24 protein-coding genes and 3 tRNA genes are annotated in these 23,696 nt (G+C 43.7%); 2 read left to right on the top strand and 25 right to left on the bottom strand.

Going from position 1 to position 23,696, the window contains the following annotated elements:
• Positions 1-112: 112 nt before the first annotated feature.
• The 7 genes from murA to ABDB91_RS19775 all read right to left on the bottom strand — a co-directional run bounded on the left by murA (position 113) and on the right by ABDB91_RS19775 (position 6,754).
• On the bottom strand, positions 113-1,375 hold the full coding sequence (gene murA, locus ABDB91_RS19745) for a UDP-N-acetylglucosamine 1-carboxyvinyltransferase (RefSeq protein ID WP_347489454.1): 1,263 nt from the start codon (positions 1,373-1,375) through the stop codon (positions 113-115).
• 2 nt (positions 1,376-1,377) lie between these two features.
• Positions 1,378-2,316 (bottom strand): hypothetical protein, encoded by a 939-nt coding sequence (locus ABDB91_RS19750; RefSeq protein ID WP_347489456.1) that lies wholly within the window; start codon positions 2,314-2,316, stop codon positions 1,378-1,380.
• A 105-nt stretch (positions 2,317-2,421) separates the two neighbouring features.
• Positions 2,422-3,054, bottom strand: coding sequence for a tetratricopeptide repeat protein (locus ABDB91_RS19755; RefSeq protein ID WP_347489457.1), 633 nt, complete (start codon positions 3,052-3,054; stop codon positions 2,422-2,424).
• A 104-nt stretch (positions 3,055-3,158) separates the two neighbouring features.
• Positions 3,159-4,550, bottom strand: coding sequence for a peptidoglycan DD-metalloendopeptidase family protein (locus tag ABDB91_RS19760; protein ID WP_347489458.1), 1,392 nt, complete (start codon positions 4,548-4,550; stop codon positions 3,159-3,161).
• A gap of 311 nt (positions 4,551-4,861) precedes the next feature.
• On the bottom strand, positions 4,862-6,211 hold the full coding sequence (scfB, locus tag ABDB91_RS19765; RefSeq protein ID WP_347489459.1) for a thioether cross-link-forming SCIFF peptide maturase: 1,350 nt from the start codon (positions 6,209-6,211) through the stop codon (positions 4,862-4,864).
• Positions 6,212-6,266: 55 nt separating this feature from the next.
• Positions 6,267-6,419 carry a six-cysteine ranthipeptide SCIFF gene (scfA, locus tag ABDB91_RS19770; RefSeq protein ID WP_347489460.1) on the bottom strand — a complete coding sequence of 51 codons (153 nt, stop codon included), beginning with the start codon at positions 6,417-6,419 and terminating at the stop codon, positions 6,267-6,269.
• Positions 6,420-6,556: 137 nt separating this feature from the next.
• On the bottom strand, positions 6,557-6,754 hold the full coding sequence (locus ABDB91_RS19775) for a hypothetical protein (RefSeq protein WP_347489461.1): 198 nt from the start codon (positions 6,752-6,754) through the stop codon (positions 6,557-6,559).
• A 130-nt stretch (positions 6,755-6,884) separates the two neighbouring features.
• On the opposite strand from ABDB91_RS19775, the gene ABDB91_RS19780 reads away from it, so the two are divergent.
• Positions 6,885-7,445, top strand: coding sequence for a nitroreductase (locus ABDB91_RS19780; RefSeq protein ID WP_347489463.1), 561 nt, complete (start codon positions 6,885-6,887; stop codon positions 7,443-7,445).
• Positions 7,446-8,091: 646 nt separating this feature from the next.
• On the opposite strand, the gene ABDB91_RS19785 is transcribed toward ABDB91_RS19780, so the two are convergent.
• From ABDB91_RS19785 to ABDB91_RS19860, 16 genes are all read right to left on the bottom strand, one after another.
• Positions 8,092-8,166: transfer RNA gene (locus tag ABDB91_RS19785), tRNA-Gly, on the bottom strand.
• A 138-nt stretch (positions 8,167-8,304) separates the two neighbouring features.
• Positions 8,305-8,380 (bottom strand) — tRNA-Glu (locus tag ABDB91_RS19790).
• Between the two features lie 6 nt (positions 8,381-8,386).
• Positions 8,387-8,462, bottom strand: a tRNA-Lys gene (locus ABDB91_RS19795).
• 210 nt (positions 8,463-8,672) lie between these two features.
• Complete coding sequence (locus ABDB91_RS19800; RefSeq protein ID WP_347489464.1) at positions 8,673-9,959, bottom strand: adenylosuccinate synthase; 1,287 nt, start codon at positions 9,957-9,959, stop codon at positions 8,673-8,675.
• A gap of 12 nt (positions 9,960-9,971) precedes the next feature.
• The gene (locus tag ABDB91_RS19805) at positions 9,972-11,360 is read right to left on the bottom strand and encodes an NAD(P)/FAD-dependent oxidoreductase (protein ID WP_347489465.1); all 1,389 of its coding nucleotides are present in this window, start codon (positions 11,358-11,360) and stop codon (positions 9,972-9,974) included.
• Between the two features lie 176 nt (positions 11,361-11,536).
• Entirely contained in the window at positions 11,537-12,865 is a 1,329-nt protein-coding gene (gene dnaB / locus ABDB91_RS19810) for a replicative DNA helicase (protein ID WP_347489466.1), read from the bottom strand.
• Between the two features lie 24 nt (positions 12,866-12,889).
• Complete coding sequence (lonC, locus tag ABDB91_RS19815; protein WP_347489467.1) at positions 12,890-14,833, bottom strand: Lon family ATP-dependent protease; 1,944 nt, start codon at positions 14,831-14,833, stop codon at positions 12,890-12,892.
• 35 nt (positions 14,834-14,868) lie between these two features.
• Entirely contained in the window at positions 14,869-15,315 is a 447-nt protein-coding gene (rplI, locus tag ABDB91_RS19820) for a 50S ribosomal protein L9 (protein ID WP_347491673.1), read from the bottom strand.
• 9 nt (positions 15,316-15,324) lie between these two features.
• Positions 15,325-16,296 (bottom strand): DUF2232 domain-containing protein, encoded by a 972-nt coding sequence (locus ABDB91_RS19825; protein ID WP_347489468.1) that lies wholly within the window; start codon positions 16,294-16,296, stop codon positions 15,325-15,327.
• A gap of 191 nt (positions 16,297-16,487) precedes the next feature.
• Positions 16,488-16,718, bottom strand: a complete 231-nt coding sequence (gene rpsR / locus ABDB91_RS19830; RefSeq protein WP_347489469.1) for a 30S ribosomal protein S18 — start codon at positions 16,716-16,718, stop codon at positions 16,488-16,490.
• 11 nt (positions 16,719-16,729) lie between these two features.
• The gene (locus ABDB91_RS19835) at positions 16,730-17,152 is read right to left on the bottom strand and encodes a single-stranded DNA-binding protein (protein ID WP_347489470.1); all 423 of its coding nucleotides are present in this window, start codon (positions 17,150-17,152) and stop codon (positions 16,730-16,732) included.
• Between the two features lie 40 nt (positions 17,153-17,192).
• Entirely contained in the window at positions 17,193-17,483 is a 291-nt protein-coding gene (gene rpsF / locus ABDB91_RS19840) for a 30S ribosomal protein S6 (RefSeq protein ID WP_347489471.1), read from the bottom strand.
• Between the two features lie 216 nt (positions 17,484-17,699).
• Entirely contained in the window at positions 17,700-17,906 is a 207-nt protein-coding gene (locus ABDB91_RS19845; RefSeq protein ID WP_347491674.1) for a DUF951 domain-containing protein, read from the bottom strand.
• A 31-nt stretch (positions 17,907-17,937) separates the two neighbouring features.
• Positions 17,938-19,341, bottom strand: a complete 1,404-nt coding sequence (locus tag ABDB91_RS19850; protein ID WP_347489472.1) for an aminopeptidase — start codon at positions 19,339-19,341, stop codon at positions 17,938-17,940.
• Positions 19,342-19,368: 27 nt separating this feature from the next.
• On the bottom strand, positions 19,369-20,082 hold the full coding sequence (locus tag ABDB91_RS19855; RefSeq protein ID WP_347489473.1) for a CvpA family protein: 714 nt from the start codon (positions 20,080-20,082) through the stop codon (positions 19,369-19,371).
• Between the two features lie 14 nt (positions 20,083-20,096).
• Positions 20,097-20,960, bottom strand: a complete 864-nt coding sequence (locus tag ABDB91_RS19860; RefSeq protein WP_347489474.1) for a hypothetical protein — start codon at positions 20,958-20,960, stop codon at positions 20,097-20,099.
• A 346-nt stretch (positions 20,961-21,306) separates the two neighbouring features.
• On the opposite strand from ABDB91_RS19860, the gene yyaC reads away from it, so the two are divergent.
• The gene (gene yyaC / locus ABDB91_RS19865) at positions 21,307-21,909 is read left to right on the top strand and encodes a spore protease YyaC (RefSeq protein ID WP_347489475.1); all 603 of its coding nucleotides are present in this window, start codon (positions 21,307-21,309) and stop codon (positions 21,907-21,909) included.
• A 90-nt stretch (positions 21,910-21,999) separates the two neighbouring features.
• Here yyaC and ABDB91_RS19870 read toward each other — a convergent pair whose 3' ends face one another.
• Together ABDB91_RS19870 and ABDB91_RS19875 are read right to left on the bottom strand one after the other, a co-directional pair.
• Entirely contained in the window at positions 22,000-22,851 is an 852-nt protein-coding gene (locus ABDB91_RS19870) for a ParB/RepB/Spo0J family partition protein (RefSeq protein WP_347489476.1), read from the bottom strand.
• Positions 22,844-23,605 (bottom strand): AAA family ATPase, encoded by a 762-nt coding sequence (locus ABDB91_RS19875; protein WP_347489478.1) that lies wholly within the window; start codon positions 23,603-23,605, stop codon positions 22,844-22,846. The genes ABDB91_RS19870 and ABDB91_RS19875 overlap by 8 nt, the downstream gene beginning before the upstream one ends.
• Positions 23,606-23,696: the final 91 nt, after the last annotated feature.

Consider the following 23,696-nt stretch of genomic DNA (forward strand, 5'->3'; position numbering starts at 1 on the left):
CATATTTTCACAAAGCATAGCTTGTAAATAACAATAAAAATAGCATTTACTATTTTAGGAGCAAATAAAAAAAGGCGTAAATTGACGCCTTTTGCAGATAAGTTTATAAAGTTTAAGCCTGACCCCGTTTTATCTCTACGCCCAGATTGCTTAGCTTTTCTTCCAACATGTGATAACCTCGGTCGATAAAATGAGTGTTGCATATTTCAGTTTGCCCCCGGGCCATCAGCGCGGCAATTACCAGCGCCGCTCCGGCACGCAAATCAGTGGCTTTAATCCTGGTGCCACATAAATTGGCCACCCCTTCTACCACTGCCATACGACCTTCCACCTTGATATTGGCACCCATTCTTTTCAACTCATCGGCAATTTGGAACCGGTTCTCAAATATATTTTCAATAATAATACTGGTACCTTTTACCGTGGATAAGAAAGCCATCATTTGCGATTGCATATCGGTGGGGAATCCCGGGTAGGGCATCGTTTTTATATCCACGGGTTTCAACTCGCCGGTGGCATTAACGGTCAGCATGTCGTTATCCTCGTGAACTTCTACACCGGCCTCCCGCAACTTGGCACAGATGGGTTCCACGTGCAGGGGTATCACATTCTCAAGCACCAGATGCCCACGGGTGGCTGCCGCAGCCACCATGAAGGTGCCGGATTCAATGCGGTCCGGAATAACGGCGTAACGCACGCACCCACCCAGTTGGGACACCCCTTCTACCTTAATAACATCGGTACCCGCACCCCGCACTTTAGCACCCAGGCAGTTGAGGAAGTTTGCCAAGTCCACTATCTCAGGTTCCTTGGCCACGTTCTCAAGCACAGTTTGTCCCTCAGCCAGGCAAGCCGCCATAATAATGTTTTCAGTGGCACCCACACTTGGGAAGTCCAGATAAATACGGGCCCCCTTCAAGCGGCGGGTGATTTTACCCACGGCAAATCCACCGTCCAAATCGATTTGCGCGCCCATACCGGCCAAACCCTTAAAATGTAGATCCATGGGCCTGACCCCAATATTACAGCCACCGGGCAGAGAGACCCTGGCGTACCCGAACCTGGCCAGCATTGGACCCAGGAGCAAATTGGAAGCACGCAATTTTTTTACCAGATCACATGGAGGATCTGCTGCTATGCGAGTAGGTGCAATGATCCTGAGCGATGATTCGCTTAACCAAATTACCTCGGAACCGATATGTTTAATTATCTCCAGCACGACTCTTACATCACTGATGTCAGGAATATTCTCCAGCACCACTTCATCGCCGGCCATAATAGTAGCGCACAGAATTGCCAAAGACGCATTTTTGGCACCGCTGACACGTACCTTGCCCCGCAGCGGACGCCCCCCGTTAATAATCAGTTTGTCCATTTTTAAGCATTATCCTCCCGCTTGATAAACAAAGGCTGGTGCAACTCCCTGGACAACCAGGCGTGCCACTGACTTTCAAACTGCTTTGGAGCCGTCCCCAGGGCTTGTATCATTGAGTCCTGAAAACTTATACCCTGTGCTAAATTGTTAATAATTCTATGCAGTCCATCTTCACCATAGACCGACACAATGTACTCCACCGCCAATAACGACTGCTTGTAAGCAAGAGCTTGATCGGGCAAAGAGTCAAAGTTACGGTCCATTTTATCTAATGGATACAATCCTCGGTCCCAAATTCCTTCCGGCTGACTGAATAAAAATCCGGTAATTTTATATTCTTCATACTGAGCAAGTCCTTCAGTAAACCAGCGGGGGTAATTACCTTGAGCCAAATAATCCAATACCAGGTGGGTCATCTCATGAGCCATGGGACCGGCCTGTTGGAAGATATGCCGCACCGCCTCCGGATCACTTTCATTTATCCAGACCTGCGGTTCCAGCACCCTGATCACTCCTCCCCAATATACACCCATAGCGTTTTCACTGGCCGGCCAACCAAAGCTGGCATTTAATTCTTCCCGGGAGGCATAAATTACAATGGGTATTTTTCGTACCGGTGTAAAGTTATAATCGTCGCAGATACGCTGATAACATAGCCGAGTGGTTTCCCTCACCAACTCAGCTTCTTCTTTACTGCCCTGATAACGTATAATTAAATACTCATCCTCGGCATGCTGCCACCCGTGAGTGCGCAAAAGCATCTGAGCCCGGGCTATTTCACGAAATACACCGTATATATATCCCCTGACACTTTCCGGTACCCTAATCAACATAAACGTACTGACCATGAACAACACCGCCAACAAAAGAGACAGCAGCTTTGCGGTATGAGAAGCAGTGGTCCCGGATGCCTGTATATTATCAAGCTGCTTCATGGCCATACACATTCCCCTTTTACTTAATTAATAAGTTAATTATATAATTAACTTAAGTGGATGCCCACGGTAATTTATAACAGAACGAGCCAGGTAGCCCTGGCCCGCCAGCTAATTCCGGCCCGCTTGCAATTCCTTAATATACTGCTTGGCCTTTTCTACATCAGATCCTTCTTTACGAAGGCTTATAAATTTCTCCAATTCTTCTATTCCCTTGAGCACATCGCGGCCTTCGTCACTGCGAAAGCCGTAAAACTGCCCCGCGTAATAATGCGCATAGGCATCGTCGGGCTTTAGTTCCAACGCTTGCTGCATTTGAGCTGTAGCTTTATCATAATCGCCGATTAAGAAATAAGTCACGCCCAGTTCTTTGTGCATATCTACGTCACCCGGCTTGATTTTTAATGCTTTAACATAAGTATCTACCGCTTTCTGGCTCTGGCCGCCGTCCCTGTACAACTTAGCCAGCTGATCCATCAATGCGGTATTCCCCTTATCTTCCATTAATTGAGCTTCCAAGTCGGCTATCTTTTGGTCAACGGTACTCGTTTGCTGTACATCAGCTGCTTTGCCTTTAAACGATATATCGTTATCGCCAAAAGCCCAGAACATGGATGAACCTACCAGGCCCACTCCAAGCACAACGGCAAGTATGCCAAATATAATTTTTTGCTGCTTTTTTTTCCTCGATAAATTAGCAAATGAACTCCTATTCGCCAAATGCTTATCATCCTTTTTGACCAAGGCCGCCGCCCTCCCTACGTTATTTACACACATTTTACACAAAAACATTATACATTAAACGCAGGAGATAGAAAACAGCATTACCTGGTAATTATATTTGCAATTTAAATAAATAAGGCGGGGTTCTTATGTACATCGTTAACTATAACCTCAAAATGCAGGTGCGGCCCGGTAGAATTACCCGACGAACCGGTCCGGCCGATAAACTGGCTTCTATCCACACGCTGTCCGGGTTTTACCGCCACCGAGGAAAGGTGCGCATAACGGGTCACCACGCCACTGCCATGACTAATATCAACACAAAGCCCGTATCCCCCCCGATAATCGGTACGCTGTACCGTGCCGGCCTCCGCCGCCACCACCGGGCTGCCATAATTGGCCGCAATATCAACTCCCTCATGCATCCTTCCCCAGCGTTCACCAAAAGGTGACACAATAGCCCCTACGGCGGGGTAAGCAAGGCGCCCATTACCGCCCCGAAAAGCAAGTAATTTTTTATTGCCTTTGGCGATAATCTGTGGCACCGAATCTTCAATTGTTTTTTGCTGCAAAACCTCACGGTCTGTTTCCAGGCCGTTTTCCAGAGTCACTTCATAAACCACTTCCCGCCGGCCGGGGCTGCCCTTTTGCACAAGTTTTTGCTCGCCCCAGTAGAGGTTCTCGTCAATCTTTTCCTGCACCCGATAAAGCACTTCTTCCTGTTGTGTATCTTTATAAGTGGCTATTACATCAAGCAGTGGCGCAGGACTGGATATTTTTATTTCCTGCCCGATTTGCATAGTCTCCGGCGTTAAGTCCGGGTTCGCCGCTATTAATTCCTCCACGGGCAGCTTGGCCGCCACAGCGACATCCCACAGCGTATCCCCTTCCTTCACCCCGTACTTCCTAACATCTACGCCACCAAACTGAATATGCTCAATCGCCTGTTCAGCGTCCATTAAATCATGCCCACCAACAGTTACCGGCTTAATATCCACCTTTTGTTTAAATGACACCTTACATTGCTCATCATCACCATAGGTACTTAAAATTTTATCCAACACTTCCCGGCCAACTGTTTTATCCTTAACCGCTACGATTTTTTTACCGTCCACAAAAATACCGCTGGCCTCATATTGACAGTCCAATTTAGCGGCCAGACAAAGCTGTATTTCCTTTTTATCCTCCACCGCACCTAATCGCCAGGTGGGACGATACTTAATAGTATCCTCATTTATTTTTACAGGCATCCCCGCTGTCTTTTCCATTTGTTCAAAGTAATCCTTAACCGCTGCTTCAGCAATTTGGCGGTCTCGGGCTACCACTACGACCTCACCGCCCCACACCACGGCACAGCGGGAAAGGCTGAAGAAAACACAAACAACAAGCACGGGAATACCCAGTAACGTCAATGTTTTTATAGCCGGGCGGGAACCGATTATTCCCTTCCAAGCCGATACCAGCTTATTAATTAATTGATGTATATCACTTTGAATATCAACCACTCCTTTGCGCAATTTTACACAAACTGTCAGAATAATTCACATTAAGCAGTTTTTATTATATCATTGAAATCATTTGTCGTAAACTTAAAGCGGATTAAAGCTGCTTCCGAAAAAAACTATCATGGAAAAGCTCAGATAACTTTCTTCTCATATGTTTTGCAGCTGTCATTGCGAGCGCGGCAAAGCAATCCCGGACTCCAAAGCAGATCCCCAAAGAAATGCGGGCTTGTAAAACAGAGACTCCCACTTGTAGAAGCGGGAGTCTCGGAATTTGCTAAAAAAGGAGGCGCTGCGCTCCTTTTTTGGTATTGATATTTGTGAAGTTATAGCTTACGGGTTTTAACTTTGAGATACAGTGCACACTCCAGCCTTTTGCGGGCTAACGCACACCCCATCCGATAGGGCTTCAGCATATCACCATTAAAAGCATAAGCATTGGCATGACAGCCTCCGCTGCAGTGAAACTTGGCCCAGCACTCCCGACAGGCTTTTTTATTATATATATGCGCATTGCGGAATATATTTGCCATGTTTTTTTTGACAACACCTTCAAACACCGTACCTACCTGAAAATTATCTTTCCCTACAAACTGATGGCAGGGGTACAATGCTCCGCCGGGCACCACCGCCAGGTATTCGGACCCGGCGCTGCAGCCGGTGAGCCGCTTGGGCAGACAAGGGCCATCCTCCAAATCTATATTAAAGTGGAAAAAATCCAGTGGTCGCCCCTGGCACTGCCTTTTCAACAAGTACCTGGTCAGCTTATCATATTCCTCCAGCAATACAGGTATATCCTCATCCTTAAAAGCATAGTCCGTTTCGGACCCGGCCACCACCGGTTCCACAGAAATATGATTTAAGCCCGCCTCGGCCAGATGCTTGACATCCGCGCAGAAATCAAGGTTATAACGGGTGTAAGTACCTCTGATGATATACTCCCGGCAATAGGATGAACTCGTAAACTCCATAATTTTATCCATAATCCGCCGGTAGCTGCCCCCGCCCGTAGCGGTAACCCGCATGCGGTCATGCACTTCGGGACGCCCGTCAATGGAAAGAACTACCGCCAGATCGTGATCACCGATAAATTGCTGCATTTCCCGGTTAAGCAAGGTTACGTTAGTGGTCAGGGTAAACTTAATCTCCTTGCCCGCTTCCCCGGCCCGCAATCTTCCATACTTAACCAGGTCGACCAGCACGCCCCAGTTCATCAGCGGCTCACCGCCGAAAAAATCCACTTCTACATGCCGGCGGCTGCCGGAAGCCCACATTAAAAAATCAAGAGCGGCCCGGCCTACTTCCGCCGACATTAATTCGCGCCGGCCGCCGAAATCACCTTGACTGGCGAAACAATAGCGGCAGCGCAAATTACAGTCGTGGGCCAGATTCAGACACAACGCCTTGACCGTCTCTCCCTCCGGAGGCCGGTATCCATCCGGCAGCGGATCCGGGGAAAAAAGCAGTCCGTTGTCCTTTAAGTCCCTTATTTCCTGGAGTATTTCCCTTACGGCACCGTTTCCGTACTCAGGCCCGTATTTATTGATTAGATCCGTTTCCGGCATGGCTTCGTAATCTTGAATAATCCGCAGAGTGGGCCCATCCACCTCATGCACGGCATTGCTATTGACATCCAACACTATATTAGTGCCGTCAAAGGAAAAAGCATGGATCAATTTGTATCATTCCCTTCAAAAAAAAGACCTCATCCCGTATAGGGATCAGGTGCATTTAGTTTTTCTTTTTATTAGCGCAGGCCTGGTTGCCGACAGTACAAGAGGTCTTACAGGCCGACTGGCAAGAAGTCTGGCACTCGCCGCACCCCCCGCCGCGCACGGTGCTTTGCAGCGTCCGCCCGGCAATGGTCTTAATATGTTTGCCCAATATATTTTCCCCCTTTTAATTGACTAGTAAAATTATATGCCAACCAGGGAATAATACGCAAGAAATTTTATCAAATACCAGTCTTATTACAGGCCGTATTTGTACCCGGTCACGCCGGGTTAATCCCAGAATTGCTTTCAGGCCAGCTTGTTCAAGTATTTTATTTGTTCAATTTGTGCCTGTCTCAGCCGGCGCTTTAGCATGCGTTTTTCCCCGGGATCGGCGGCTTCCTCTACCTGCCGCTTAATTTTGCAAATACGCTCCTTATTTTGCTCAACGATTAATTTATGATCGGCAGTGGCCATCAATGTCACCTCATCCAAAGGCTTCAACAAACCTGATGGGTTTCCTGCCGCGAAATGCATTTCAGGAGATTTATTTTCCCTATTGGAGCAGGAAAAATCACATAATCTAACAAAATATAGTTAAAATAAATTTAAATCAAAAACGAGAGGAAGTATCTGCATGAATGAAACATTTAAGGTGATCAAAAATAGAAGAAGTATCCGCACCTTTAAGCCGGAACAAATATCCGATTCGGATCTGCATGAAATACTGGAAGCCGCCCTGCTTGCACCTAACGCTATGAATCAGCAAAAATGGCACTTTACCGTTGTACAAAATAAGGATCTGCTTAATAAAATGGTAAACGTAATAAAGGAGAATATATTAAATTCAGGTAATGAGTTTTTAATACAAAGAGTTAGCAATCCCGACTACCATACGTTTTATAATGCCCCCACGGTTATCTTACTCTCCGCGGATGAAAATGCTCAATGGGTTCAAATCGATTGCGGCCTTGCAGCTGAAAACATTACATTAACCGCGGAATCTTTAAATATCGGCTCATGTGTGATTACATCCGCCGGCTTACTTTTTGCTTCCGAAAAGGGTAATAAATTTAAAAGGGAATTGGGAATACCGGAAGGGTACAGCTTCGTTTGCTCAGTAGCCCTCGGTAACAAGGCTTCTGAAGACCCGCCAGCACCACCCAGAAATAGAGACGTCATCAATTATGTAAAATAGATGGCCTTAATTCTTTCTTATGATTAATATAGTTGATGTATTTGCGATAGTTTTCAAAGGTTTATGGCAATAACAGACAAGTCCCTGTCCCCTTGTCTGTTATTGTTTCTGAGGTTTTAAGCGGCTTGGTTTTGTTTCGCATTAAGATTAGATGTGCCCAATAAGCTAACACAGACATCTCTCCATATAAAGAGCTGCCCGGTTATTCCAACTAAAGTTGGTTCTATATTAACAAATAGGAAACAAGCCATTTACACAGAATATTTTGCAATCCCTTTTGTTACGTGCCTTATCATTCTTTCCACTTCTGAATTTAGGTTAATTGGAATAAGCTTTATTTCAGGATAGGCATTTTGAAATACTCTAAAAATCTCATCAGCAAAAGCTATCCGAAAGCAGCTCTTCTGTCCCGGAAACGGTGTATGGATAGCGCCATAAACGCGACACTGAAATCAACGATTCATACAGACCAAGAATCTATGTCGTTTCCCAGTACCATGAAAGATAAAGAAAAAGCAGTTTTAAGACTAGCAGGAATAATAAAAGCCCGGGCATATAACCCCAGGCTTTTTTGCTGGTCATGATCAAAATTATGATCAAACACTTATTGTGGTCATTCTCAAGTCCTCGGAGGCCTTGTTATAACTGGAGCGGGTGACGAGGATCGAACTCGCAACCCTCAGCTTGGGAAGCTGATGCTCTACCATTGAGCTACACCCGCAAATGTAATATTAATTATAACATTTTAGTGCTCAAAGTCAAGGTGACTGCAAATAAAGCACCGGTGACGCGGAAAAGCGGAATTATCAGGGGTCAGACCCCTAAAAAGGCCACCTTCATTGTTAGAAGGTGGCCTTACTGGTGACCCCACCGGGATTCGAACCCGGGTTACCGCCGTGAAAGGGCGGTGTCTTAGGCCTCTTGACCATGGGGCCGTGTTTTGGTGAGCCATCCGCGACTCGAACGCGGGACACCCTGATTAAAAGTCAGGTGCTCTACCGACTGAGCTAATGGCTCACTGAAGTCTTACAGTTGTATATATTACAGTAAATTAATCAAAGTGTCAATAATTTTTATTATAACAAGTTTGTAACTGTTCAACGGTAAGCGGGGCCGTTTTTATCCGGCCCCACGGTACATTATATATCGAACTGCAACATTTAAGCAGTACTGTTATAGCTTACGTGCCGCCTAACGGCAACTACATAATATTCTCCCTTGACAAGCTTAAAAGGTCTCCTTTAATACCAATGTCTGGGCACGCCCCGGACCAACACCCACAATAGCTACGGGCACGCCTGATAATTCCTCCAGGTTCTTCAAATAATCCTTAGCTCTTTGAGGCAATTCATTAAAATCGGTTACCGCTGAAATATCTTCCCGCCAACCCGGAAACTCCTGATATACCGGCTCGCACTGGGCCAGTAACTTTAAGCTGGCCGGAAACTCATTGATAATTTCACCCTTATAACGATAACCCGTGCATATCTTTAATCTTTCAAGACCTGACAGCACATCTAATTTAGTAATAGCCAGGTAAGTCAAACCATTAACCCGGGCCGCATAACGGGCTATAACCGCGTCATACCAACCACAACGGCGCGGGCGGCCGGTGGTGGTGCCAAATTCAAAACCTCTTTCCCGGATCAGCTCACCCAATTGATCATGCAATTCAGTGGGAAATGGCCCCTCACCCACCCTGGTAATATAAGCCTTGGCTACCCCCACCACCGTTTTAATTTTAGTAGGCCCAAGCCCGGCGCCCAGACAAGCCGCAGCGGCAATAGGATGACTCGAGGTAACATAAGGATAGGTACCGTGGTCAAGATCCAATAATGTGCCCTGAGCACCTTCAAACAGTACCCTGGCGCCCCGGTCGACAGCCTCGTTTACCAGTACGGAAACATCAGCTATATATTTTTTCAAACTATCGGCATACCCCATATACTGATCCAGCATTTCCCGATAGGCAAAATTCTCCTCCACCCCGTACAGACGGGATAATACCTTATTTTTAACCTCTAATATATCACGTAGTTTTTCAGCCAATTCTTCCCGGTCCATCAGCTCCGTTATGCGTATACCTACCCGAGCGGCCTTATCGGTGTAAGTTGGGCCAATACCCCGGCACGTGGTACCGATTTTTCGGTTGCCTTTACTTTTTTCTTCGGCCGTATCTATGCTCTTATGGTATGGAAAAATCACATGCGCCCGGGGACTGATGCGTAAATTAGCGGTGCTTACCCCCTGTTGTTCCAGAGCATTCAGTTCCTGCAACAGCACAGCCGGGTCGATTACCACTCCGTTGCCAATTAGACATTGTTTATCCGCATATAAAATGCCCGAAGGAATTAAGTGCAGCTTATATGTCTGGCCGTCCGCCACCACGGTGTGTCCGGCATTGTTCCCACCCTGATAGCGTACCACCATTTCAGCCTGTTGAGCCAAAAAATCCGTAACCTTACCTTTACCCTCGTCTCCCCATTGCGCTCCAACCAATACCACCGTAGACATTCGGTATCCCCCTTATATTCTGCTGAGAATTTCCCTGGCGGCCATGATACCCGCTACCGAAGCCTGAGCCAGACCCCTGGTAACGCCGGCGCCATCGCCTGCCGCAAATAAGTTTTTAATCCGTGTTTCCAGCCCGTTGCTTAAGGCCAGCCGGGAAGAATAAAACTTCACTTCCACGCCGTATAACAGTGTATAGCGAGAGTACACGCCGGGTGCAATAACGTCCAGTGCTTTAAGCATCTCCACAATGGCTACCAGGTGACGGTAAGGAAATACCAGACTAAGATCCCCCGGCGTAGCCTCTTTAAGGGTGGGCACCACCAAGCATTTTTTTATACGATCTACCGTAGACCGGTGTCCTTCCAATAAATCACCCAATCGCTGTACGATAACACCACCGCCCAGCAAATTAGCCAAACTGGCCACATACTTGCCATAGGCAATGGGTTCCCGAAATGGTTCTGTGAAGGTTTTACTGACTAAAACGGCAAAGTTAGTGTTATCTGTTTTATTAAAGGCGTGACTATGCCCGTTCACCGTCACTAACCCATCGTTGTTTTCCATCACCACTTCCCCGCCCGGGTTCATACAGAATGTACGTACCCGGTCATCAAAAGCCCGTGAATAATAAATCAGTTTGGATTCATAAAAAACCCTGGTCAGAGGTTCCATGACAGCGGCCGGTACTTCCACACGCACCCCGATATCGACGGGATTAACTCCGGTTTGCAATTCCAGCCGAAAGGCCTCCCGGGCCAGCCATTCAGCACCCTCCCGCCCCGGCGCCAATATTACATGATCACCGGTAATCTCTTCACCGCCATCAGTGCGAATACCTTTTACCATATGCCCGTCGGTAATAATTTGATCAACCGCCACCCGGGTGCGCACTTCAATACCCTTTTTAATTAAATGCCCGTACATATTTTGCAATATTTCTTTACAGCGCCCAGTGCCTAAGTGACGTATGGCCACCGGTATCAACTTCAAGTCGGCCATAGTAGCACGGTGCTGATATTCATGTATTTCATCCTGGTGTTCCAAACCATAAACATGGCCGGGGGCACCAAACTGAAGATATATCCGGTCAATTTCCTTAATCATTTCGTTAAGCTTTTTTTCTCCCAGATATTGCTCCAAACTGCCGCCTATTTCCGATGAGAGGGTCAGCTTGCCGTCACTAAAGGCCCCGGCACCACCCCAACCACAAACTGTGGAACAAGGATTGCAATTAAAGCAACTCCCGCCCTTTTCCCGGGATGGACATTTTCGCTGGTTGATATCCCGGCCTTTTTCTATTATTAATACTCGCAAACCTTCTCTTTTACCGGAAAGTTCAAGAGCGGCAAAAATACCAGCCGGACCGGCACCCACAATAATTACGTCGTAATGCTGCGTCACTGGGCAGACCCCCTGTTTTTCCTTTAAATATCTTGTGCACTTAAGCATAAAAATAACCCAAACGGGTGCTGTGTTTGAGTCAATTAATTATAAAGTATTATATATATATATACTAAGGCACAACAACAAAATACTATCAGATCGCAGTTTTTATGTCAAGATTATTTACCATATTATTACTCCTGGCTGCGCTTGGCCAGATTCATAAATTTGGTGTATTCCTTTAAAAAAGCAAGTTCCACCACCCCGGTGGGGCCATTTCTTTGTTTGGCTACTATTATATCGGCAATGCCTACTTTTTCTGTGTCGGGATTATAATATTCATCCCGGTATATAAACATTACTACATCAGCATCTTGTTCAAGACTGCCGCTCTCACGTAAGTCGGACATGATAGGTTTTTTGTCCTGACGTTGTTCCACCGAGCGACTTAACTGGGCCAGTGCCATAATCGGCACACCCAATTCTTTAGCTAGAGCCTTTAGTGAACGAGATATATTAGCAATTTCCTGCTGCCTGTTTTCAGTACGGCCACTGCCCTGCATTAACTGTAAATAATCTATTACAATCAGGCCCAGTCCTTTTTCCATATGCAAGCGCCGGGCTTTGGCCCTTAACTGGCGCACCGTAAGTATACCGGAGTCATCAATAAAAATCGGCAGCTTGGCTATTTCCCGCGCTTTTTGGGTAAGCTTGCCCCAATCCTCATCGTGAATGAAGCCGGTGCGTATTTTATGCTGATCAACCATGGCCTCAGCGCAAAGCATACGCTGCACCAGCTGTTCCTTGGACATTTCCATACTAAATACGGCCACCGGCATATTTATATTTTCTGCGGCATGATAAGCAATACACATACCAAAACTGGTTTTACCCATCGAAGGGCGGCCGGCTACAATTACCAGATCACCCGGCTGTAACCCCTGGCAAATACGATCTAAATCTGCAAAACCTGTGGGCACCCCGCTTATCTCACCTTTATGTTTAGACAAATGCTCCAGGTGTTTAAAGGTGTCCATCAATATATCCTTGATTTCGGTAAAAAGTGCCGAGGTACGCCGCGAGCCCAGCTCCATCAGCATTTTTTCGGCTTCTTCCATCAACCTTTCCGCATCTTCACTGCCTTCATAGCCCATACCGGCAATGCGGGTGGCCAAGTTGATTAAATTGCGCAGCAATGCCTTCTCTTCTATAATGCGAGCGTAGTGTTCGGCATTGGCGGCAGTAGGAGAAATATTACTTAGAGTAGCCACATAAGTGGTACCGCCGACCTTTTCCAAGGCACCGGTACGGCGCAGCTGGTCAGTGACTGTCACCAGGTCGACGGCATGTCCGTTTTCCTCTAAATCAAGGACAGTTTTAAAAATAACCTTGTGCGCTTCCATATAAAAATCTTCCGGCTGCAGAAAGCGCGTAACAATTGCAATGGCACTGTTGTCCAAAAACAGCGCACCCAATACCGATTGCTCGGCATCTATATTATGGGGGGGTACTTTTTCCCACATAGCATCATCACCTATAATCGCTAATCAATTAGCCATTTTATTACCTATAGAAAATACTTCAGTAATAATTTCTTCCAATGTTTGCACGGTTACAACCTTAACCCCCCTGACATCTGCAGGTATATCCTTTTCATTCTCCTTGGGTATAAATACGGTATCTATACCACATTGCTTGGCACCGTAAATTTTTTCCGGCACCCCGCCAACAGCCCTGATCATACCCTGTATGGAAAGCTCTCCGGTAACGGCAATATTCTGAGGAATAGGTAGATTTTCCAATGCGCTATAAATCGCCAGCGATATGGCCACACCGGCCGAAGGACCGTCAATGCGCCCGCCGCCAACCACATTAACATGCACATCGTAATCATATAAATCATGACCGGTTAATTTACGCAGTACGGAAGCTGCGTTAAATACAGAGTCCTTGGCCATACTGCCTGCTGTTTCATTAAAGCGGATTACCCCGCCCTCTTTACGCCGGGCCGAAAAAGCAACTGCCTCAATTTCCAGGGCAGAGCCGATAAACCCGGCTACACCAAGACCGAAAATCCTGCCTACTTCTTGTTTGTTATTAGCCCGCCGAATTACATATGGCGTCAAGCGGCTCACTTGAATTACCTCGTAAACATCGGATTTTTTGATAACCGGGTTTGGTTCGCCGTGCGACCTGTGATCGTCCAGCGACCTGTGACAGGCCAGCGCGTAAGCATCGGCCAATATATTTACCGCCTTGCGGCCTTCAATGGTATACTCGGCAATAATATCGGCCACTTTTTCCTCCATAGCCACATTTAATTTCTGAGAGGCCTGCTCTATTATTTTATGAATATCGGCAGGAGTTAACGGTTCAAAAAATATTTCTGCGCAACGGCTGCGAATGGCCGGGTTAATTTCCTCCGGCTCCCGGGTCGTGGCGCCAATAAGAATGAAATCTGCAGGAGCTCCCTCTTCAAATAGTTTTTTAACATATTTAGGAACATTGTTATCCGAAGGATCATAATAAGAGGATTCAAAGAATACCCTTTTATCCTCCAATACCTTTAAGAGTTTATTTTGTAAAATTAAATCTAATTCGCCTATTTCATCAATAAACAACACGCCACCGTGGGCATCCGTTACCAAACCGGGTTTAGGCTCGGGCACGCCACTGTCGGCCAAATCACGCCGGGCCCCCTGATAAATAGGATCATGCACCGAACCCAAAAGCGGATTGGTCACCTCTCGCGGGTCCCAGCGCAGCGTTGTCCCATTCACCTCCACAAAGGAAGCATCCTGTTCAAAAGGACTATGTTCGACCCCTCGGGCCACCGCCAGAGCTAACCTGGCCGCAGTTGTTTTACCCACGCCCGGCGGCCCGTAAAGCAATATATGCTGAGGAAAAGGCGAGGCCAATTTAGACAGTAAAGCCCGAACCGGACCCTCCTGACCCACAACTTCATCAAAATTGGAAGGTCGCAGTACATCCAACGCAGAGCGTACCAAATGTTTCTGCTCCAGTTTTTCCAACACAGCAAATTTTTTCAATGTTTGGGCATTTTCCGGTCCGGCATTTTCTTTAATGATTTGCATCTTAATTTCGCGTACATATTCCTCGTGCCGTTGCTGCAACCGTTCGTTAATCTTTTTTTCCAATTCATCTTCTAAAGTACGCCGGGCTATTATATCTGCAATTTCATTTTCTATTTCATCAAGTATACCAGGTATATCATCCAATTCCGGTACGGTCTCGAAAGTAGGGTCTTCAAAGACAAGTTTCTGTAAGGCCAGCACCCGTTCAGGCAAAAAATCAGAGCGCATCATTTGCAGCACGTTTAATTTTCCGGCCCGCAGCACAATTTTATCGGAGCCATACAGCTCGGTTAACAGATTATATAAGGAATTAACCTGCCGCCGCAATTGTTCCTGTTCCCTGAACTTGGTACTTAATTCATTCTTACCTTTAAACTTTTCCAGAATACTTTTCATTGCTGTCAAATCTCCCTTATTGTCAAGTGTCTAGCCTACTCCGGAACCACTTCCACATTTATTTGCACCTGTACCGCCGGGTGCAATTTTATAGTAACGGCATATTCGCCCAGTGCTTTAATAGGGGCTTTCAACACAATTTTTTTCTTGTCCACTGACAGCCCGTGTTTATTGCTTAAAAATTCGGCTATATCTTTATTATTAATAGCACCAAATAATTTACCGGCATCACCTACTCTGGTTTGCATAACCAGTTTCAAACCTTCCAACTGCCGGGCCAAAGTCCGGGCCTGCTCTTCTATTTTTTTTCTTTGTTCAGCCCGCACCTGGTTTTGTTTTTCCAAATCCTTTAATTTCCCTTTAGACGCTTCCATCGCTAAACCTTTGGGAAGTAAAAAGTTTCTGGCATAACCTTCGGCAACTTTAATCACTTGTCCCTTTTGGCCCAGCTTTTTAACATCCTCCAAAAGAATTACTTGCATAGTACTCAATCACTCCCCCTTATTTCCATTATCCTCTTTGCGCTGAGGGCGTAAATTTACCACAGGATCTATTACACCGACAGTCAGCGCCACCAGCGCGGTAAAAGGGAAATATAACAGCAAAACAGCCATTATAATAAATTTAACCACCCTGGAAACCTTCCATAGCTGTATATAATACATTATTACAGCTATTCCCAGCATAAAAAAAATAAAGGCTGCAATATATAATATATTTTTACCCGTTACCTCCACCAATGGCCAAGATAATTCATCGCCCCCCAGAGTCAGAGCCAGGCCAATAATAATCAGCCAAATTGAATACCAGGGTAGCCGCCACTGTGAAAAACGGAAATTATCCGGCCTGGCAAAACCCAGATTACGCATCAAATGTCGGGCAATAAAATATGTGAACATCGTCATAATAATATTCCATACAGCCACACTACCGGGCAAAAAAGTTTTTACAAGATAAACAATTTGATCGGTAAGTGTTAAATATTGCTGTCTATCTGCTTCATCCAGCAAACCATTTTGCTTATATATCTGTGCCATTTGTTCCATAGTGGCCCGAAACTCATCGGTCACCTGAGATATACCGACACCATTTAGTATAAAACTAAACAGTAAATTAACAGCTGCTATTAACAGCGCCCAAAAAAAGAGCACAGACATACTTTTATCCACAGCAACCTTATTTTTTAACATTAAACCGATTAAAATACCCAGCGGAGCAAACTGTAAAACCAATAAACAGGCCGACTTTATATGCGCAAATGAAACCATCAACATAAATATAGTTAGAATCACAGCCAGTAAGCCATATAATAGATTTCGCTTTAAAATTAAATACACCAACGGCAAAGGTAACAGCAACATAGTAATATAAAACAACGGTGCAATATAAAGGCCCAGCAATCCCAATAAAGCCATAATGGTGGCCGCGAAAATTAATTCTATTGCACCTGGATATTTCTCCATCGGATGCAAAAAACCACCCCAAATTTATTTAATCCAGCTTACTTCATAACTAATAGTAGTTCTGCATGCATATAGTTTTTCCTTCACTGCGGCATACATGTATGCATTGTTATTTGTTGTTCAACATACCAAGTGTTAAAAATAAAGCAAGGGGAACTAATATGTTCCCCTTGTAATCATGATAAATATAATTACTCTGCTGTAAATGGCAACAATGCTATATTTCTGGCTCTTTTCACCGCCAAAGTCAGCATACGCTGATGACGAGCGCAATTGCCCGAAATACGGCGGGGCAAAATTTTACCCCTTTCAGTAATATATTTTTTCAAACGCGGCACGTCTTTATAATCAACACTTTCCATTTTGTCGACGCAAAAACTACAAATACGTTTTTTGCCCCGACGTCCACGTTCACGCCTCATTTACTTCCCTCCTAAAACGGTATATCCTCCTCATTAAAACTGATCTCACTGGCAAAATGCTCACCTTCAGCGGTTTTATTCCCATCAGCAACCGGCCCGCGAGCATCTTTGCCCGAATCCAGAAAACGCACATCACTCGCCACTACCTCGACTACTTTACGGCGTGTACCCTGTTTATCTTCATATGAACGTGATTGCAATCTTCCTTCCACCGCTACCAAGCGTCCCTTGCCCAGATAATTTGCACAGGTTTCGGCCAGTTTTTGCCACACAACAATATCTATAAAAGTAGTTTCATCCGCCTTTTCACCCTGCCGATTGGTATATTGACGATTCATAGCCAATGCAAAGCTTGCTACCTGCATTCCATTGGGTGTATAGCGTAATTCGGGATCCCGGGTTAGTCTGCCGATCAGTATAACCTTGTTTAACATTTAAATCACCGCCTGGCGTGCTTTAAATCTCTTATAATTTTTATTTTTCATCCTCACGAACAATCATATGACGCAGTATATTTTCGGTAATTTTTAATACTCTGTCAAGTTCGGCGGCAACTGCCGCATCGCCCTTAAAATTCATTATCACGTAAAGACCTTCGCGACAATCTTTAATTTCATAGGCCAGTCTGCGCTTACCCCACTTTTCAAGTTTGATTATTTCGGCGCCGTTTGTTTCCGCAATACCTCTAACTTTACCGATTAAGGCATCGGTAACCTCTTCATCCAGGTCTGTCCTAACTATAAACACCAACTCATATTGACGCACGATATTCACCTCCTCCCTGTGGACATAAGGCCCCACTGTAACATTGGCAAAATATAAACTGCCACGAATGCGCTAAAATCATCGCCGGCAGATATACCTCTGCAGTGGAGCAGGGTAGGTCCATAGAATAAATTTTATTGCCAAATTTGGCTATAAAATTATAGCATAAATAATTAAATAGAGCAAGCCATATTAAATTGCAGTTGCTCGTACATACTAATCATTAGCATTATCATCGGTATTTGAATAAATTATTTTTTTAACACTTTTTTCAAATTTGGGACGGGGGAGCATCAGCACGCGACCACATTTATTACACCTAATACGAAAATCAACTCCCGTCCGCATAACCTCCCACTCGTCACCGCCGCAAGGATGCGGTTTGCGAGTTTTTACTATATCTCCCACATTATATTTAATCAGCATAGCTTACCACCTAGCTTGAAAAATATTTTTATAAATCCAAAAACGCCTTGTATCCCTTGTACATCATGTAAATATCGGCTTTATGGCTGATTTCGAATGGCGAATGCATGCCCAGCAGAGCTATACCGCAATCAACAACATCCATGCCGTAATTAGCCAGCATATAAGCTATAGTACCGCCGCCTCCCTGGTCTACCTTACCTAATTCACCTGTTTGCCAGATTATATGGTGATCATTAAAAATTTTTCTAACCCGGGCCATAAATTCCGCATGAGCATCATTTGCACCTTTTTTACCACCGGAACCGGTATACTTGGTAACTACCGGGCCACAACCCAAACGGGCGGCATTGTTTTTCTCCATAACATCCTCAAAACCAGGATCAACCGCCGCGTTGACATCGGCCGACAATGCCCGCGAAAATCTCATCGTCCGGCGCAACATTAAATCATTATATTGACCAGTCGTTTTATTCAATAATTCAGCCATAAAATTAGCAAAAAAATTAGATTGCATTCCGGTATTACCAACGCTGCCTATTTCCTCCTTATCAGCGAAAATACCCACAGATGTATTAATAGGCCTGTTAATTCCGATCATTGCCATTAATAAACCATACGCGCAAACCCGGTCATCCTGACCGTAAGCACCAACCAGAGATCGATCCAGCCCCACGTCCCTGGGTGATATTGCCGGCACCAACTCCAATTCAGCGCTTATAAAATCTTCCTCGATAATACCGTATTGTCTATTTAATATACCTAATATCGATTCCTTGACCCTTTCCTTTATATCATTATTTTCTATAGGTAAACTACCGCATAGAGCATTTAAACTCTCACCAGGAAAGGCTTCCGTTACCTTTTTATCCATCTGCTCCTTGGCAAGGTGAGGTAATATATCTGTAATTGTAAATACCGGGTCGCCATCGTCTTCACCCAAACAGATATCTATCTTAGAACCATCGTTCCTTATAACTACCCCATGTAGCGCTAAAGGTAATGACAGCCATTGATATTTTTTTATGCCGCCATAATAGTGACTTTTTAGCAATGCTAAACCGCTGTGTTCATATAGCGGGTGTACCTTTAAATCCAAACGGGGACTATCCACATGGGCTCCTATGATATTGACTCCTTCATCAAGAGGCCGCTCACCAATAATAGCCATTATCAAAGCCTTTCCCTTTATTACCTGATATACGCGATCACCTGATTTTAACGGACTCAATACTTTTTCGACGGGTTTATAACCATTATTTTCCGCAATCTCCCTGGTTAAGATTACTGTCTCCCGCTCAGTTTTAGCTCGCTTCATATATCGCTTAAAATCTTCCCCCATATGAAGCATAGCCTCTCTTTCATGGCTTATTAGATGTTCCCAAACAATTCTTCTGCTGTATGCAAACTGATTTTTTTCGGCCACAAGCATCCTCCCAACGCGTTTTTGATATATCTATTATAGCCTGCTTATATTTTTACATCCATTTAATACTGATAAGCCACCTGAGGATTGCCATAGGGAAAAATGTATATTCAATATATTCAATAACTGATAGGCGTATGAAATAACCAATGAACTTGCCGCAGCCCGGCTAATAAAACCTGCTTTTTCCTGGCTCGTTATAACCCCGGCAGCTAATACAGGTTCTATAAGCAGTGCTACAATAAGAACTATTATTACACCTCGCACCAAACCTAAAAGCAATCCGCCAAGATGATCTAACGGGCTAAGAAAAGTATGGGCAACCGCACCGGAGAAAAATCGCATAATCATTCTAACTATCAGCGCCACGACCAGCAACAAAACGATAAAGGATAAGAACTCCAGTAATGTTACAGCTATTTGATGGGCAATAGTACTTAAGCCTTCCGATATCAACTGGCTATTGCTATAAGGTATATTTTGCCCGAATTTATCGATGCTAAATTTATCGGCTATTTCTTGTAATAAAGAATGGGAAAATCGATTAACTAAGAACTCAGCTATATTATCGCCCCATCCCCACTGTTTATCAAGATAAGCCGCCAGTGGGCGGTAACCCGTAAAAGCCACAGCAATACCTAAAATTAAACCTATGATCCTGGCCACTCCTGCGAAAAATCCGCCACTTAAACCCCTAAGAGCAGAAAATGCTATGATTACAATTAACACCCAGTCCAACCAATTCATTTTTTATCCCTCCGTCATTTTCCCTGCCTTAATATACTTGAGCGCAATAATTTCAAAGGCGGTCCTATTATTAAAACAATTATTAACAGTAAGCCCGCATAACCGAATATGGGATATATAACAGCCACTAGTTTATCAAAATCAAATCTTGCCAAGGGCATGGCCAATAGAGTAACTCCAATACCAATAATTTTATACCTGCCGCTGCCCGGTTCAGCTAATCGAGCCGCAAAACCATGGGCGTTAGCAATTGTCGTAGTTAAGATAGCAGCCCAGATTAACAACCCCATAACACCCTTAACCCCCGCACCTATTATTCCAGCCATATATAACATAGGTACTTTATATTCTTTTATCTCCGGATATACCGTCAGCCCGGCCAAAAGCATAATTCCGGCTGTAACACCTAAACCCAACCCGCCCAATACGCCGCCGGCTACAGCCTTTTTTGAGCTAATACCTTTTCCAATGGTAGACAGTACAGCAATCACTAAAATCATATTATAAGAAACATACAATAAGCCGGAAATAAACCAGTGCCTATAAGTATTTTCCGTTGTCTGCACAGTAATATTTATAATAGCAGGGGCATTTTGTATCCGTATAACTAATAATGATATAAGTAGTATAGCAATTATTTTTAACGGCACTAAAATAACATTTACCCACACAACCCCTTGTAACCCACATAACAAGACCCAACAATTTATAAATACTATTATCAATATTCCATACCAGGCGGCAACATTAAAGTGTTCACTAAATACCGCTCCACCGCCGGACAGCATTACACTCAATCCACCCGCAAGCATTAACAAGCTTATTATATCAAGTAATTTAGCAATTTTTTTACCAACTAAATAATTTATTAAAATCAAATAATTATTGGTCTTAAATTTTTCCGACAGATATAGAATTTCCGCTCCCAGATAACAAAATAAAAAAGTTACTAAAAAAATTTCCTTTAAACCGTCGCTGCCATGCACAACTATAAACTGCATTATTTCCTGGCCGGAAGCAAACCCTGCGCCAATTACGGCCCCCATGTACATAGCAGCGATTTTTATAGTAGAAATCTGATCTTGCCGCGGCAGTGTATTCACCTCCACTCTATAATGTGAGTTTATGCAATAGTTAATTAACTTTTACTAAAATTAAGGAATAAATTCAGACCAACAAGGAAATAAATATATTAATTGTTTGTTTTTAATGAGAGGTGATAAAATGGCTATAGCAAATCAAAAATTTGAGGATCATACAAAGAAAAGCAGAGTTCATATTGATGATCCGCTGGCCTCGGAGAAAATATCCGGGATTATAATAGATAAATTTAAACACTACGGTGTTTTTCGGCATAGACCTATTGTATTGCTGTGTATCGGTACTGACCGCTCAACAGGAGATTGTCTGGGACCCTTAGTGGGCAGTAAATTAAACTTTAAGCATAATGAATTCTATAAACTATATGGAAACCTTGATCATCCGGTACATGCAGGCAATTTACAAGAATATCTCAGCAATATTCAGCAGAAATATGTAGACCCTTTTATTATTGCTCTTGACGCATGCTTGGGAAGTATCGATAATATAGGAAATATAACTATTGGAGATGGTTCGTTACAACCTGGTGCAGGTGTTAATAAATCCTTACCCCCTGTTGGACATATTTACATCACGGGTATTGTTAATGTAGGCGGATTTATGGAGTACCTGGTGCTCCAAAATACACGACTTAACCTGGTAATGAAAATGGCGGATATTATCGTTGGTGGATTGTCTAAAGTAGCTTTGGAATACTGGCAGGAAAATGAGGTTATTGCACAATAAGCTAATAAATAAAAAGGGAGCGTCGCCCACTGCTTTAAAAAGCAGATCTACGACACTCCCTTTTTATTTTTTGTTTCACGTGAAACATTTTTATGTTCTCAGTTTATCTACCAGCCCTATTAATTCTTCGCTGTTACTGTACTCTACAATAACTTTGCCGCTTCCATTAGAATTAGTTTTAATTTTTACTCTCTTACCTAAACTCTGGGTAAGTATTTTTTCCCACTCCAGGGTTTCCCGGTTCCGTTTATTATTTCTATTTTCATTTTCATTTTCAATAAACTTCTTAACTATATCTTCAGTTTTTCGCACACTGTAATGCTGTTTTATAATCTTAAGGGCAAATTTTATTTGGGTTTCATTATCAGGTAAGGATAAAAGTGCTCGTGCATGTCCGGCGGTAATAATTCTCTGCAGCAGCATATCCTTTATCTCATCCGGCAAAGCCAGTATCCTTACCATATTAGCAATAAAAGAGCGACTTTTACCAACCTGTGCCGATAACTCTTCCTGGGTTAACCCGTAATTATCCATTAATTTTTTATATGCATTTGCTTCATCTACCGCATTTAGATCTTCCCTTTGAATATTTTCGATAAGAGCAACTGCAGATGCCTCTAAATCATTATATTTTTTTATGATAACATTTACTTGTTCTAAACCGGCCTTTTTACAGGCCAACCAACGTCTTTCTCCGGCAATAATCTCAAAATTATCATCTTTACCGGATCGTACAACAATAGGTTGGATTAGGCCGTGAGTTTTGATTGATTCTATAAGTTCATTTAAATTATTTTCATCGATTTTCTGTCTGGGTTGATTGGGATTAGAATATATCTTACCTATTAATACTTCCTTCATTTCACTGCTGCCATTACTTACCTCTTCCTCAACAGGTATTAAAGCGGAAAGTCCTTTACCCAACCCTCTTTTTTTATTCAACACCCATCACCTCACGCGCCAATTCCTGATAAACCTCGGCTCCCCTTGAACGTTTATCATATATCATAACCGGTTTACCATGACTTGGTGCTTCACTTAATCTTACATTGCGGGGTATGATACTTCTATAAACCAAGTCTTTAAAATATTTTTTCACCTCATCAACTACTTGTATGGATAAATTTGTACGACCATCAAACATAGTTAAGACTACGCCTTGAATAATTAGATTCTTATTTAAACCTTGCTGTACAAGTTTTATAGTGTTCATTAATTGACCGAGACCTTCCAAAGCATAATATTCACATTGCAAAGGGACAATAACTGAATCGGCCGCTACAAGAGCATTGATTGTTAATAATCCAAGGGATGGCGGACAATCAATAATAATATAATCATAAGAGCCCTTTTCATTCTCTATAATATTCTTTAACAAATACTCTCTTTTTTTTATTCCAACCATTTCAATTTCCGCACCGGCTAATTCAATAGATGCCGGTATTAGATCAAGCCTTTCCAGAATATTTTCTTTCCTTACATTATTAATATCCGTGTTACCCAGTATTAGATCATAAATACAGTATTCCAGGGCATCTTTATTCACACCCATGCCGCTGGTAGCATTCCCTTGTGGATCAATATCCGTAAGCATCACCCTACAGCCCAGTATAGATAACCACGCTGTTAAATTAACCGCCGTTGTGGTTTTACCCACTCCCCCTTTTTGGTTGGCAATTGCAATTATTTGTCCCATAATATGCACCCCTTAGATGCTTCTTATTCTATTAGATATTCGACTATCTTTTTAATTTTTATTCCACATATAATACCTTACTTCCTCCCCA

Source organism: Desulfoscipio sp. XC116, from assembly GCF_039851975.1.
GTDB lineage: Bacteria > Bacillota > Desulfotomaculia > Desulfotomaculales > Desulfallaceae > Sporotomaculum.

Bases quoted from the DNA above. Each gene is read 5' to 3' on its own strand.
- dnaB (WP_347489466.1), bottom strand. From the start codon at position 12,865: ATGTGGGAAAAAGTACCCCCCCATAATATAGATGCCGAGCAATCGGTA.
- yyaC (WP_347489475.1), top strand. From the start codon at position 21,307: ATGGCTATAGCAAATCAAAAATTTGAGGATCATACAAAGAAAAGCAGA.
- ABDB91_RS19800 (WP_347489464.1), bottom strand. From the start codon at position 9,959: ATGTCTACGGTGGTATTGGTTGGAGCGCAATGGGGAGACGAGGGTAAA.
- rplI (WP_347491673.1), bottom strand. From the start codon at position 15,315: ATGCAAGTAATTCTTTTGGAGGATGTTAAAAAGCTGGGCCAAAAGGGA.
- murA (WP_347489454.1), bottom strand. From the start codon at position 1,375: ATGGACAAACTGATTATTAACGGGGGGCGTCCGCTGCGGGGCAAGGTA.
- lonC (WP_347489467.1), bottom strand. From the start codon at position 14,833: ATGAAAAGTATTCTGGAAAAGTTTAAAGGTAAGAATGAATTAAGTACC.
- ABDB91_RS19835 (WP_347489470.1), bottom strand. From the start codon at position 17,152: ATGTTAAACAAGGTTATACTGATCGGCAGACTAACCCGGGATCCCGAA.
- rpsR (WP_347489469.1), bottom strand. From the start codon at position 16,718: ATGAGGCGTGAACGTGGACGTCGGGGCAAAAAACGTATTTGTAGTTTT.
- ABDB91_RS19780 (WP_347489463.1), top strand. From the start codon at position 6,885: ATGAATGAAACATTTAAGGTGATCAAAAATAGAAGAAGTATCCGCACC.
- ABDB91_RS19855 (WP_347489473.1), bottom strand. From the start codon at position 20,082: ATGAATTGGTTGGACTGGGTGTTAATTGTAATCATAGCATTTTCTGCT.
- ABDB91_RS19750 (WP_347489456.1), bottom strand. From the start codon at position 2,316: ATGGCCATGAAGCAGCTTGATAATATACAGGCATCCGGGACCACTGCT.
- ABDB91_RS19825 (WP_347489468.1), bottom strand. From the start codon at position 16,296: ATGGAGAAATATCCAGGTGCAATAGAATTAATTTTCGCGGCCACCATT.
- ABDB91_RS19850 (WP_347489472.1), bottom strand. From the start codon at position 19,341: ATGCTTGTGGCCGAAAAAAATCAGTTTGCATACAGCAGAAGAATTGTT.
- ABDB91_RS19875 (WP_347489478.1), bottom strand. From the start codon at position 23,605: ATGGGACAAATAATTGCAATTGCCAACCAAAAAGGGGGAGTGGGTAAA.